This window comes from Kitasatospora sp. NPDC056273 (assembly GCF_042268845.1).
Lineage (GTDB): Bacteria > Actinomycetota > Actinomycetes > Streptomycetales > Streptomycetaceae > Kitasatospora.
Genome location: NZ_JBHJSJ010000009.1, coordinates 85543 through 98756 on the forward strand (window position 1 = coordinate 85543; position 13214 = coordinate 98756).

The 13214-nt window shown below is 75.5% G+C and carries 12 protein-coding genes; 8 read left to right on the top strand and 4 right to left on the bottom strand.

Translation table 11 applies throughout. The features are described from left to right. Nucleotides 1-20 precede the first annotated feature (20 nt). Nucleotides 21-2108 carry an elongation factor G gene (fusA, locus tag ACFCY1_RS11115; RefSeq protein WP_375874254.1) on the top strand — a complete coding sequence of 696 codons (2088 nt, stop codon included), beginning with the start codon at nt 21-23 and terminating at the stop codon, nt 2106-2108. A gap of 69 nt (nt 2109-2177) precedes the next feature. Here fusA and ACFCY1_RS11120 read toward each other — a convergent pair whose 3' ends face one another. Continuing rightward, a complete protein-coding gene (locus tag ACFCY1_RS11120; protein WP_375874255.1) occupies nt 2178-3029 on the bottom strand; it encodes an NAD-dependent epimerase/dehydratase family protein in 852 nt (283 codons plus the stop codon). A gap of 181 nt (nt 3030-3210) precedes the next feature. Then, a complete protein-coding gene (locus tag ACFCY1_RS11125; RefSeq protein WP_375874256.1) occupies nt 3211-3741 on the bottom strand; it encodes an EF-hand domain-containing protein in 531 nt (176 codons plus the stop codon). A gap of 163 nt (nt 3742-3904) precedes the next feature. On the opposite strand from ACFCY1_RS11125, the gene ACFCY1_RS11130 reads away from it, so the two are divergent. Then, nucleotides 3905-4741, top strand: coding sequence for a helix-turn-helix transcriptional regulator (locus tag ACFCY1_RS11130; protein WP_375874359.1), 837 nt, complete (start codon nt 3905-3907; stop codon nt 4739-4741). A gap of 188 nt (nt 4742-4929) precedes the next feature. Continuing rightward, a complete protein-coding gene (locus ACFCY1_RS11135) occupies nt 4930-5835 on the top strand; it encodes a neutral zinc metallopeptidase (RefSeq protein ID WP_074006315.1) in 906 nt (301 codons plus the stop codon). Nucleotides 5836-5871: 36 nt separating this feature from the next. Here ACFCY1_RS11135 and ACFCY1_RS11140 read toward each other — a convergent pair whose 3' ends face one another. Next, entirely contained in the window at nt 5872-6771 is a 900-nt protein-coding gene (locus ACFCY1_RS11140) for a LysR family transcriptional regulator (RefSeq protein ID WP_375874257.1), read from the bottom strand. Between the two features lie 149 nt (nt 6772-6920). Between ACFCY1_RS11140 and ACFCY1_RS11145 the strand changes: the two genes are divergently transcribed. From ACFCY1_RS11145 to ACFCY1_RS11155, 3 genes are all read left to right on the top strand, one after another. Continuing rightward, nucleotides 6921-7427, top strand: coding sequence for a hypothetical protein (locus tag ACFCY1_RS11145; protein ID WP_375874258.1), 507 nt, complete (start codon nt 6921-6923; stop codon nt 7425-7427). Further along, nucleotides 7420-9057 (top strand): multicopper oxidase family protein, encoded by a 1638-nt coding sequence (locus ACFCY1_RS11150; RefSeq protein ID WP_375874259.1) that lies wholly within the window; start codon nt 7420-7422, stop codon nt 9055-9057. Before ACFCY1_RS11145 ends, ACFCY1_RS11150 begins: the two co-directional genes overlap by 8 nt. 163 nt (nt 9058-9220) lie before the next feature. Beyond that, nucleotides 9221-10858, top strand: a complete 1638-nt coding sequence (locus ACFCY1_RS11155; protein ID WP_375874260.1) for an alkaline phosphatase D family protein — start codon at nt 9221-9223, stop codon at nt 10856-10858. A gap of 97 nt (nt 10859-10955) precedes the next feature. Here the strand turns inward: ACFCY1_RS11155 and ACFCY1_RS11160 are convergent, their stop codons facing one another. Further along, nucleotides 10956-12140 carry an ATP-binding protein gene (locus tag ACFCY1_RS11160; RefSeq protein ID WP_375874261.1) on the bottom strand — a complete coding sequence of 395 codons (1185 nt, stop codon included), beginning with the start codon at nt 12138-12140 and terminating at the stop codon, nt 10956-10958. Between the two features lie 260 nt (nt 12141-12400). Between ACFCY1_RS11160 and ACFCY1_RS11165 the strand changes: the two genes are divergently transcribed. Continuing rightward, nucleotides 12401-12787 carry a hypothetical protein gene (locus ACFCY1_RS11165; protein WP_375874262.1) on the top strand — a complete coding sequence of 129 codons (387 nt, stop codon included), beginning with the start codon at nt 12401-12403 and terminating at the stop codon, nt 12785-12787. Between the two features lie 149 nt (nt 12788-12936). Continuing rightward, nucleotides 12937-13209, top strand: coding sequence for a hypothetical protein (locus ACFCY1_RS11170; RefSeq protein ID WP_117485332.1), 273 nt, complete (start codon nt 12937-12939; stop codon nt 13207-13209). Nucleotides 13210-13214 lie beyond the last annotated feature (5 nt).

Consider the following 13214-nt stretch of genomic DNA (forward strand, 5'->3'; position numbering starts at 1 on the left):
CCTCGAAAGGCACCCGGGCCATGCGCACCCACACCACCACCGCGAGCACCGCCACCACGAGCAGCACCGCCGCCGCGGCCACCGGCATCGCCGCCGTCCGCAACCTCGGCATCCTCGCCCACGTCGACGCCGGCAAGACCACCGTCACCGAGCGGATCCTCTACCTCACCGGCACCACCCACAAGCGCGGCGAGGTCCACGACGGCACCACCGTCACCGACTTCGACCCCCAGGAACGCGACCGCGGCATCACCATCTTCGCCGCCGCCGTCAGCTGCGCCTGGGCCGGGCACTGGATCAACCTCATCGACACTCCCGGCCACGTCGACTTCGCCGACGAGGTCGAGCGCTCCCTGCGCGTCCTGGACGGCGCGGTGGCGGTGTTCGACGCGGTCGCCGGCGTCGAGCCGCAGAGCGAGTCGGTGTGGCGCCAGGCCGAACGCCACGGCGTGCCGCGCATCGCCTTCGTCAACAAGCTCGACCGGGCCGGCGCCGACCTGGACGCCGCCGTCGACTCCATCCGCGAACGCCTCCACCCGCGCCCGCTGGCCGTCCAACTGCCCATCGGCGCCGAGGAGTCGTTCACCGGCGTCGTCGACCTCGTCCACCTGCGCGCCCTCACCTGGCACGAGGACGGCGCCATGGCGCACGGCCCGGTGCCCGCCCACCTCGAAGGCCCGGCCGCCGAACGCCGCCGCGCCCTGGAGGAGGCCGTCGCCGAACTGCACCCCGGGGCGCTGGAGGAGTTCTGCGCCCACGGAACCGTCGGCGCCGCCACCCTCACCGCAGCCCTGCGCGACCTCACCCGCACCGGCGAGGCCGTCGTGGTGCTGTGCGGCTCCGCCTACCGCAACCGCGGCATCGAACCGCTCCTGGACGCCGCCGTCGCCTACCTGCCCTCCCCGCTCGACGTCCCGCCCACCCGCTCCGCCGACCGTACCCAGCAGCGCGAGGCCGACCCCGAACAGCCCCTGACCGCCCTGGCGTTCAAGGTCACGGCCGCCCCCACCGGGCGCCTCACCCACCTGCGCCTGTACGCCGGCACCCTCCACAAGGGAGCCACCGTGCTCGACACCGCCACCGGCCGCCGCGAACGCGTCGCCCGCATCCTCACCGTCCTGGCCGACCGCCACACCGAGACCGACCACGCCCGCGCCGGCGACATCGTCGCCGTCGTCGGCCCCAAGCACACCCGCGTCGGCGCCACCCTGTGCGACCCCGACCACCCGATCCTCCTGGAGGCCCCCGTGAGCGCCGAACCGGTCGTCACCGTCGCCGTCGAGGCCCGCCGCGCCACCGACACCGACAAGCTGGCCGCCGCCCTCGCCCGCCTCGCCGAGGAGGACCCCTCGCTGCGCGTGGCCACCGACCCCGAGACCGGCCAGCGCACCCTGTCCGGCCTGGGCGAACTGCACCTGGAGGTCGCGGTGGAGAAGGTCCGGCGCGACAGCGGCATCGAGGCGGTCGTCGGTCACCCGCGCGTCGCCCTGCGCGAGGCCCTCGTCGAGGGCGTCACCGGCTTCGTCCACCGGCACGCCAAACAGGACGGCGGCGCCGGCCAGTTCGCCCACCTCGTCCTCGACGTCCACCCCCTGCCCGACGGCGCCGAAGCGGAGTTCGCGTTCGCCTCCACCGTCACCGGCGGCCGGGTGCCGCGCGAGTACGTGCAGGCCGTCGAGGCGGGCTGCCGCGACGCCCTGGCCGAAGGACCGCTCGGCGGACACCCGGTCACCGGCGTCGCCGTCACCCTCACCGACGGGGCCACCCACCCCAAGGACTCCTCCGAGCTCGCCTTCCGCACCGCCGCCCGCCTCGGCCTGCGCGAGGCCCTGCGCGCCTCGCGGATGCACCTGCTGGAACCGGTCGCGGAGGTGACGGTCACCGTGCCCGAGGACGCGCTGGGCACCGTCCTCGGCGACCTCGCCGCCCGCCGCGGCCACGTCCGCTCCACCGACCCCGGCCCCGGCGCCACCGCCCGGGTGGGCGCGCTGGTCCCGCTCGCCGAACTGTTCGGCTACGCGGGCCGCCTGCGCGGCCGCACCCAGGGCCGCGGCACCTTCACCACCCGCCCGGCCGGCTACGCCCCCGCGCCCACGCCGGCCGGCTGAGCCCGCCGCCCGGCCCCGCCGTCCCCGCGGCGGGGCCGGGCCCGCCTTCCCGCGGCGGGGCCGGCCCCGTTACAGCGCCCCGGCGTCGGCCGCCGCCCACGCCGACGGGTACAGCGGACGCCAGCCCAGCTCCCGGCGCGCCGCCGCCGTCGACACCTGGCCCTCCCACGGGTCGAACGGGGCGTCCGGCGAACCGCCGGGGTGGACCCGCCCGTTGAGCGTGTACAGGTCCCAGGCCGTCAGCGGCGCGTCGTCGCCGACGTTGTACGTGCGCCCCTCGACGCCGGGCACCGTCACCGCGCGCCACAGCGCCCGCGCCACGTCCGCGTGGTGCACCACCGCCAGGCGCTGGTGCGCGGGCCAGTACGCCGCCCAGTTCAGCGACTGCGCCAGGTGCGGATCGCCGTCCCCGTACACGAACGCCAACCGGGCCACCACCAGCGGCAGTTCGTCCCCGAGCGCGCGCAGCCCCTCCTCCGCCCGCGCCTTGGACGCCGCGTACACCCCCCACGCCGGATCCGGCGCCGTCCGGTCGCCCTCCACGGCGGGGCGGCCCAGCCCCCGCCCGTACACCAGGTTGGTACTGGTGTGGACGAACCGCGCGACCCCGGCCTTCGCCGCCTCCCTCCCCAGCGCCACCGCCGCGTCCCGGTTGACCGCCCACGCCGTCCCGTCCGGCACCCCGCGCAGCGCCGCCGCCACGTTCAGCACCACGTCGGCCCCGTCCAACGCCCGCGCCCGGTCGCCCTGTTCGCACAGGTCGCCGACCACCACCTCCACCCCGTCCAGGCCCCGCGCCCTCGCCGCGTCGCGCACCAGCACCCGCACCGAGGAGCCCTCCGCCCCCGCCCACCGCACCAGCCGCGGCACCAGCCGACTGCCCACCGAACCCGTCGCGCCCGTCACCAGGATCTTCGCCATCGCCCGTCTCCTCCAGGGAGTCGCTTCCTCCGACGCCCACCACCCTGCCCGCGGCGCGAGGGGCGCGGCAGAGACCTCCCGATCCAGGGACCGCCGATCCCCGGCTGGGGCCACGGGGTGCCCGGGCGGGCTCCCGGCCGCCGACACCCGCCGACGCCCGCACCGGCCGCCGGGTGCCAGGTCAGCGGACGGCGGGCTCCCGCGGGCCGGGGCGGCCGTCACCGTAGGCGCCGGCCATGGGGGAGGAGCCGGTGGTGAGGAAGTCGTGGATCGCCACCAGGTAGACGGCGCGCTCCACGGTGCCCTCGCCACCCGTGTCGAGGGCGTCGAACGCGGCCGCGGCCCCCTCCGGCGGGTTGCCGCTCGCCGCGCGCAGCCGGGCGAACTCCCCTCGGGTCACACGCCCGTCGCCGTCGCCGTCGGCGAGGTCGAACAGCGAGCCGAGCGCAGGCCGACAGGTCTCCTCGAAGGCCTCGTGACCGGCCCAGGCGCGGTACTCCTCGAAGGTGACGCCGCCGTCCCCGTCGCCGTCCATCTGCCGGAAGACCTCCTCGTGGGTCGCGCGGGCCGCGGCCACCAGCGGGTCGTGCGGGCCGCGCCCGAACGCCGAGGCCGCCCGGTCGACCCGGGCGAGGTACTCGTCGTGGGAGATCACGCCGTCGCCGTCGGTGTCCAGCATCGCGAAGATGCGGCGCTTCGCCTCGTCCGACATTCCGTCACCATCCGTTCTCGCAGGGGAAGTTCTGCCGGTCCACGCTACCGGCGGGACGCGCGCGGGCCCGGAAGGCGCGGCACGGGAGCGGGCGCCATCCCGGCAGCCGGGGACCGGCGATCCCTGGCTGCGCCACGCCCCGGCGGGCCATGCTGGGGGCATGATCGACCGAACGGCGCTGGCCGACTTCCTCACCCGGGCCCGGGCCCGGCTCACCCCCGCCGACCTCGGGCTGCCACCCGGGGCACGGCGGCGCACACCCGGACTGCGCAGGGAGGAGGTGGCACAGGTCGCCGGGCTGTCCGTCGACTACTACGCGCGCCTGGAACAGCGCCGCGGCCCCCAGCCCTCACCGCAGCTGCTCGCCGCCCTGGCCCGGGCCCTGCGGCTGAGCGAGGACGAACGCGACCACCTGTTCCGCCTCGCCGGGCACGAGCCCCCGCGCCGGCACGGCCCGCTCGGCCACGTGCGCCCCGGACTGCTGCTCATCCTCGACCGGCTGCACGACACGCCCGCCCAGGTGGTCTCCGACCTCGGCGACGTCCTCGCGCAGAACGCCATGTCGGCCGCCCTGTTCGGGGACCACACCGCCCTGGCGCCCGAGCGCCGCAACCTCCTGCTGCGCTGGTTCACCGACCCCGGCACCCGCACGCTGTTCCCCGCCGAGGACCACGAGGACCTCGCCCGCGCCCACGTCGCCGCCCTGCGCGCCGCCCGCACCGCCCGCCCCGGCGACCGCCGCGCCGCCGAAATCCTCGACGAACTCCTCGCCGACAGCGGCGAGTTCACCGCCTACTGGGAACGCCATGAGGTCGCCCGGCGGCGCAGCGGCCGCAAACGGCTCCTGCACCCGGTGGTCGGGCCGCTGGACCTGGAGTGCGAGGTGCTGGCCGCCGGCGGCGAGGACCAGCTGCTGCTGGTGCACACCGCCGCGCCCGGCAGCGACTCCGCCTCCCGCCTGGAACTGCTGCGCGTCGTCGGCGCCCCCGCCCCCGCCTGACGCCCGCACCGGCATCGGAAGGCCCCGCTGCGCGACGAGGCGGGCCGGGGCCCGTAGGCTGGGCCGGGCCGTGACGGCACAGACCGTCACCAGAGCGCACAAAGCGACCGACCGACCGACCGACAGATCGACCGACCGACAGATCGACCGATCGCCAGAGACCGACAGAAGCGGGCAGGCAGGGGCACATGCAGTTCGACGACCAGGGCGACCTCGACACCTCGCAGGTGGACGACCGGCGCGGCATCCCGGGCGGGAAGGTCGCCATCGGCGGCGGGGCCGTGGGCCTGCTCGCGGTGCTGTTCGCGGTCGTCCTCGGCGTCGACCCGCAGCTGCTGGGCCTGTCCTCCGGCTCCGGCTCCTCCGGCTCCTCCACCGGCACCCGCACCGCCGGCGAGGTGCAGCAGGCCTGCAAGACCGGCGCCGACGCCAACAAGCGCCAGGACTGCCGGATCGTGGCCGTCACCAACAGCCTCCAGGAGTTCTGGCGCACCGAGCTGCCGCGCGCCGCCAAGATCCCGTACAAGAACGCCGAGACGGTGCTGTTCACCGGCCAGGTCTCCACCGCCTGCGGGCCGGCGACCTCGGCGGTGGGCCCGTTCTACTGCCCCGGCGACAAGAAGGCCTACTTCGACCTGGGCTTCTTCAACGAGCTGTCCGCCCGCTTCGGCGCCAAGGGCGGCCCGTTCGCCGAGTCCTACGTCGTCGCCCACGAGTACGGCCACCACATCCAGACCCTCACCGGCGCCATGCAGAAGGTCGGCAACGACCGCCAGGGCGCCGCCAGCGGCTCGGTGCGCCTGGAACTGCAGGCCGACTGCTACGCCGGGGTGTGGGCGCACCACGCCACCACCACCCCGCAGGCCTCCACCGGCCGTCCGCTGATCGCCTCGCTCACCGACCAGGACATCGCCCAGGGCCTGGACGCGGCCGCCGCGGTCGGCGACGACCGCATCCAGCAGCAGGCCACCGGCCGGATCAACCCGGAGGCCTGGACGCACGGCTCCGCCGAGCAGCGCAAGGCCTGGTTCACCACCGGCTACCGCGGCGGCGACTTCGCCCAGTGCGACACCTTCTCGGCCGCCAAGCTGTAGCACCACCGCCCGCGACGTCCGCCCGGGGGCCCGTCGTCAGAAGCCCCGCTGCGCCTGCCCGCTCCGCGCCCAGTCCCAGCCCGCGATCGCCTCGCGCAGCCGGAGGGCGCCGGCGGGCAGGCGCGTGTCCGAGGCCCAGAACAGGGTCAGGGAGCGCCGGCAGTCGGGGTCGTCGACGCCGACCCACACCAGCGGCAGACGGGTGGCGGTGCGCCGGGAGAGCGCGGGCACCAGGCCGATGCCCAGGCCCGCGCTGATCAGCTCGGCGATGGCGCCGGCCTCGTCGCTCTCGCAGACGATCCGCGGCTCCAGGCCGCGGGCGGCGAACAGCCGCTCCAGCAGGCGGCGCTGCCAGTGCCCGGGGCGGGCGGCGATGAACGGCTGGCCGGCGAGGTCGTCGACGCCGACCGCGGTGCGCCCGGCCAGCGGGTGGCCGGGGGCGACGGCCAGCCCCACCTCCTCGTCCAGCAGCAGCACCGACTCCAGGCCCTCGGCGGTGATCGGCTGGGAGACGACGGCGAGGTCGACGTCCTGGGCCCGCAGCCGCCGGGCCGTCTCCCGCGCGGGCAGCTGGTGCAGTTCGACCTCCACCCCCGGGTGGCCGCGCTTGAACGCGGCCAGCGGCCCGCTGAAGGCCAGGAAGGTCTCCGAGGCCAGCCGCACCGTGCCCAGCCCCTGCCCGGCGGCCTCCGCCACCGCCCGCCGGCCCGCCTCCAGCTCGCCGAGCGAACGCTCGACGTAGCCGCGGAACAGCTGCCCGGCCGCGTTCAGCCGCAGCCGCCCGCCGCGCTCGAACAGCGGGGTGCCCAGCTCGGCCTCCAGCCGGGCGATGGAGCGGCTCAACGACGGCTGGGCGACGCGCAGTTCCTCCGCCGCCCGGCTCAGGTGCTCCAGCCGCGCCACCGCCAGGAACTGCGCGAGCGTGTTCAGGTCCACGAAAGCCCCCATGCCCCAGCGGTCATAACGCCATAGCACTATTGATCTTAGACAGGATAGCCGGGCGGACATAGCGTCAGGGACGGGCCGCACACCGCCCGCAGCGGTGCGCCGGCCCGGACGCCCTGTACGAGGAAGGACCCCGCGCCATGGCCACCGCCGCCCACCAGACCCCACCGGAGCCCGAGGCCCGGTCCGCCACAGGGGAGCGGACCGGGCCGCGGGCGGGGACCGACCCGGGGGCGGGGGAGCGGGCCGGGCCCGCCGGACGGACCCTGCGCGCCGTGGCCGCCGTCCACACCGCCGCCGCCTTCGGCCAGCCCGTCTTCGCCGGCGTCTACCTCAGCGGCGACTACGACGCCCTAGGCTGGCACACCGTCGGCGCCAACGCCGTCACCGCCCTCGGCTACCTGCAGCTGGTCGCCGCCCTCGTGGCGTGGATCCGGCTGCGCCGCTCCTGGCCGGCGGCCGCCACCCTCGCCGCGGTCGCGGCCGAGACCGCGCAGTACGTCGCCGGAACGGAAGGCGCCCTGTGGCTGCACCTGCCGCTGGGCGTGGCGACCATCGCCGGCCTCGCCGTGCTCACCATCGCCCTGTGGCGCACCCCGCTGCCCCCGCGCCGGCCCCTCCGCCGGGAGGACGACGACCGTGCCTGAATCCCACGTGAATCTGACGCGCCGTCAAATCCTCGGCATCGGCGGAGCGTTCGGCCTGCTCACCACCGCCTCGCTGGCCGGCGCCGCCGCCCTCGCCCGCCGCCCCGCCACCACCGGCGCCGAACTGCGCACCGCCGCCGCCCTGCCGCCCCCCTACCAGGTGCCGCTGCCGCTGCCCGCCGTCGCCAGGCCCGTCTCCACCGACGGCGGCACCGACCGCTACGAGATCGTCCAGCGCGAGACCAGCGCCGAGATCCTGCCCGGCCTGCGCACCCCGCTGTGGACGTACGGCGGCTCCTTCCCCGGCCCCACCATCGAGGCCCGCCGCGGCCGGCCCGTCACCGTCACCCACCGCAACGAACTGCCGGTGCCCACCGTCGTCCACCTGCACGGCGGCCGCACCCCCGCGGACTCCGACGGATACCCCACCGACCTCGTCCTGCCCGCCGCCTGGCCCCAGACCCCCCAGACCATGCCCGGCATGCCCGGCATGCCCGGCATGGACGGCCACGCGGGCGGCACGGGTACGGGCATGGCCGACCCCCGCGCCGTCACCAGCCGCCTGCGACGCGACTACACCTTCCCCAACGACCAGCGCCCCACCCTGCTCTGGTACCACGACCACCGCATGGACTTCACCGCCCCCGCCCTCTGGCGCGGCCTCGCCGGCCTGCACATCGTGCGCGACGACGCCGAGGACGCCCTCGGCCTGCCCGCCGGCCCCCACGAGATCCCCCTGATGATCACCGACCGCGCCTTCACCGCCGACGGCGCCCTGACCTACCCCTCCCTCGACCCCGCCCTGCGCGACCGCCCCGGCGTCACCGAACCCCACCTCGCCGGCGTCCTCGGCGACGTCGTCCTCGTCAACGGCGCCCCCTGGCCCGTCCACGAGACCGACGCCGCCCGCCACCGCCTGCGCCTGCTCAACGCCTCCAACGCCCGCCACTACGAACTCGAAGCCCGCACCGAGGACGGCCGCCGCCTCGACCTCGTCCAGATCGGCGCCGACCAGGGCCTGCTCGCCGCCCCCGTCACCCACCGGAGCCTGCCCGTCGCCCCCGCCGAACGTTACGACCTCGTCGTCGACTTCGCCCCCGCCCCCGTCGGCTCCCTGGTCCGGATCGTCAACCGCCTCGGCACCGGCCGCACCCGCGACGTCATGGCCTTCCGCATCGCCCGCCCCGCCCCCGCCGACGACAGCCGCATCCCGCCCCGCCTCGCCACCGACCTGCCCGACTGGCGGCGCGAAGACGCCGTCCGCACACGGGACTTCGCCTTCCGCGCCGGCCGCATGAACGGCGGCCACGGCTGGCTCATCGGCGGCCGCCCCTTCGACCCCGCCCGCACCGACGTCACCGTCCCCCTCGGCGACACCGAGATCTGGCGCCTGATCGCCGACGTCCACCACCCCGTCCACCTCCACCTCGTGGGCTTCCGCATCCTCACCCGCGGCGGCAGACCCCCACTGCCCCACGACGCCGGCCTCAAGGACACCGTCTCGCTGCGCCCGGGGGAGTCCGCGGAGATCATCACCCGCTTCGACGGCTACCGCGGCCGCTACCTCTTCCACTGCCACAACGCCGAGCACGAGGACATGGGGATGATGGCCAACCTGGAAGTCGTCTGATCCCTTTCACCCCTGTTCGGGGGGATCCGCCGGAACTGCCGGACCTTCACGGCTCTCGCACCGGATGATCACTCTGCTGCCGGAATCCCGACCCCCGCCGTACGGGGCGGTCCACTCCAATTCCCTTCGCACACCCCCCGAGCAGCGAAAGGCCACCACCCCCATGACCCGCCCCGACGACCACCCCACGCCCGACCGGATGCTGCGCGAGGCCGCCTCCCGCCTGGACCGGCGCCGCTTCCTGACCGTCACCTCGGCCGCCGCCGCGCTCGCCTTCAGCGTCAACCTGCCCTCCGCGCACGCCGCCGACAACGAGATCGCCCCGCGCGCCATCGGCGACGATCCCTTTACCCTCGGCGTGGCCTCCGGCGACGCCACCTCCGACGCCGTCGTGCTCTGGACCCGCCTGGCCCCCCGCCCGCTGGAGCCCGGCGCCGGCCTGCCGCCCACCGGCTCCGTCCGGGTCGGCTGGGAGATCGCCCGCGACGAGAAGTTCCGCCGCGTCGAGCGCCGCGGCACCGCCCGCGCCCACGCCGAGTTCAACTACGCCGTCCACGTCGACGTCGACGGCCTCGACGCCGCCCGCACCTACTGGTACCGCTTCACCGTCGGCACCTGGGCCAGCCCCGTCGGACGCACCCGCACCGCCCCGCCGCGCGGCCGCAAGCTCGACAGCGCCCGCATCGCCTTCGTCTCCTGCCAGGCCTACGAGGACGGCTACTTCACCGCCTTCCGCCACCTCGCGGGCGAGGACCTGGACGCCGTCTTCCACGTCGGCGACTACATCTACGAGTACGGCATCGACGCCGCCGGCGGCGACCGCAAGTACACCGACCGCACCCTCGCCGCCCACTTCAACCACGAGACCACCACCCTCGAGGACTACCGGCTGCGCTACTCCCTCTACAAGAACGACCCCGACCTCCAGGCCGCCCACGCCGCCCACCCCTGGTACGTCACCTGGGACGACCACGAGGTCGAGAACAACTACGCCGCCGGCATCCCCGAGAAGAACCAGGACCCGGCCCCCTTCGTCGCCCGCCGCGCCGCCGCCTACCGCGCCTACTGGGAGAACCAGCCGCTGCGCATGCCCCAGCCCCGCGGCACCGAACTGACCCTCTACCGGCGCGTCCACTACGGCCAGCTGGCCCAGTTCGACATCCTCGACACCCGCCAGTACCGCGACGACCAGGCCAACGGCGACGGCTGGCAGTACCCCACCCCCGAGTCCGACGACCCCAAGCGCACCCTCATGGGCGCCACCCAGGAACGCTGGTTCGCCGACGGCCTGCGCCACTCCAAGGCCACCTGGAACGTCATCCCCCAGCAGGTCGTCTTCTCCCGCCGCAAGAACACCACCGCCGAGCGCTCCAAGCTCTCCATGGACGCCTGGGACGGCTACCCCGCCGCCCGCGAGCGCTTCCTGAAGGCCGTCGACCAGTCCGGCGTCAAGAACCTGGTGCTGCTCACCGGCGACGTCCACGTGGCCTACGCCCTGGACGTCAAGCGCGACTTCAACGACCCCAACTCCCGTACGGTGGGCGTGGAGTTCGTCGGCACCTCGATCAGCAGCGACGGCGACGGCGAGGAGAAGCCGTCCAACTGGGGCAACCTCATGGCGGCCAACCCGCACATGAAGTTCTACGACGGGCGCCGCGGCTACACCGTGCTCACCCTGGACCGCCACCGGGCCCGCGCCGACTACCGCGTCGTCTCCCACATCACCCGCCCCGGCGGCACCCTGTCCACCGCCGCCTCCTTCACCACCGAGGCCGGCAACCCGGGCATCCGCCCGGCCTGACAGGGGCCTTGGCCTCCCGGTCCCGCCGCCTTGAGGGAGGCGGCGGGGCCGGGTGCCGCTCAGGCGGCCGGGGCCGTGCAGGCGGGCCGGGTGCTGCTCAGGCGCCCCGGACGAGGCGTTCGACGACGGCCGCGGCCTGCTGCGGGTGCTCCTCCAGCCAGGCGTCCAGGTGGCGTCGGACGGCCTCGGCGACGCAGGCGCGCACGGCGGTGTTGCCGAGCACGTCCAGGGTGGAGCCGTGGAACTCGGGCTCGTCGAGCTTCACCGACACGACCGCCGTCAGGCCCGCCCAGGCCTGCCCGGCGCTCAGGCCGGGTTCCGCCGGGGCCGGCCGGAGCCGCTTGCGCGCGTACGCGTCGAGCGCGGCCGCCACCCCGTCGCGGAAGCCGAGTTCATGGGTGCCGCCGCGCGGGGTGGGCCGGCTGTTGGCGAAGCTCCGGACCCGCTCCTCGCCGTCGGCGCGCCAGCGCAGGGCCACCTCCACCGTCCCCGCCATCCGCGGGTCCTCGCCCTCGAAGGCGACGGTGCCCGTGACGGCGGGCGCCGCCTCCCGGGCTGTATCCCGGGTCGTGTCCCGGTTGTCGAGGAATGCGACGAAGTCCTGTGCCCCGCCGGGGGAGTGGAACCGCTCGGACCTGGGCTCGCCGGGCCCGCGCCGGTCGGTCAGTGAGATGTCCAACTCGCGGTTCAGGAAGGCCAGTTCACGGAATCGGTCCGCCAGGTCGTCGAAGGAGAGCAGCGCTGTCCCGAAGACCTCGGCATCCGGCCAGAAGGTGAGGACGGTCCCGCTGCCGGTCGCCGGGCCCGCGTCGGTGAGCGGGGTGACGGCCGTGCCGCGCGCGTACTCCCGTTCCCAGCGCACCCCCTCGCGCCGCACCTCGGCCGTCATCCGGCTCGACAGGGCGTTGACGGCGGCCGGGCCCGCGGCCCAGTGCCCGAGCGCCACGTCGCGGCGGCCGCCACCGGGCCCCGCTCCGGCGTTCAGACGGGTCAGCAGGGTGTCGAGGTCGGGCTCACCGGTGCCCTCCGCCCCGCGGACGGGGACGCCCGGGCCGTCGTCGGCGACGCGCACGCCACCGTCGGAGGTGAGGGTGACCTCGACGCGGCCGGCGCGCCCGGCCAGGACCTCCCTCACCGCCCGGTCGGCGGCCTCGAACACCAGCTGGCGCAGGCCGCGCTCACCGGTCGAGCCGATGTACATCCCCGGCCGTTTCCGCACGGCTTCCAGGCCCTCCCACACCTGGATGCGGGCGGCCTCGTACCCGGTCTTCTCCTCGTTCACGATGTCCCCTCCGAAGGTGTCCGGCAGAGCTCCACAGCCTAGGCGAATTTCGGTATAACGCCAGGTCAGAGCCTGTTTGCCGAGGGCGCAGGCGGGCGCGTGAGCGCCTGCCCGCGGGCGCCCGCCGCAGGGGTCCCGGACGCCCGCCGGAGCGCGGCCCCGCCCCCGCCGGGGCCGCGTGCGGGGCCGTTCCGGGCGCTCCCGAGGTCCCCCGATCCAAGTTTTTCGCGCCCCGCCCGCCGGCGGACCCCGGCAAGCCGGTGTACCTGCGGCTCGCCATCGTCGGCCTGCTCGTCCCGGCGGTCCTGATCCCGCTGATCGTCGTCATGGCCAAGCGCGACCCCGAGTTCGCCAAGGCCGGCGACTGCATCCACAACAACAACCCGATCGCCGCCGCCCTGCCCGGCGTCGTCGACAGCAACCCCGACATCGACGTGGTCCCCTGCTCCGACCCGAAGGCCGAGGCCCGCGTCGTCGGCCGCGAGGACGACACCACCGACGGCGAGAACGCCTGCCGCAAGTACCCCACCGCCGACGGCTACTTCACCTCCAAGCACGGCAGCGACAAGTACACCCTCTGCCTGCAGGGCCTGGAGACCCCCAAGCAGCCGAAGCCGACCACCATCTTCGGCCCCGTCAACCCGTAGCGAGGCGCCGCGCCGGGTCCCTCGCCGCACTCGGCCGGCCGAGCCTTCGCCGAACGGCCCGGCGCCGGGCCGTTCGCTGTCACCGGGGGCGGTGGGCAGGGGAGTCGGGGGTGTATGTTCGCACCCAGCCGTCCAGAAGGGCGAAGGCCATGGGGATCTCCACGCACGCGATGGTGCCGCCGCTCCTGCTGGCCGCACTGGTCCTGCTCGCCGTCAGACTGGCCCGACGGCACCGCGCCGGTGCGCCCGTACCGCTGCTGCCGCGCTCGCTGCCGGCCCGCGCCGTCGCAGCGGCCGTCATCGCCCTGGTGATGCTCTCCGGAGCGCTGACCGGAGACCCCTGGTCGGCGGTCGTCCCCGCCCTCACGCTCGGCGGCCTGACCGGCGCCCTCGTGGACCTCCGCTACGGCTCCCCGCGCTGACGCCC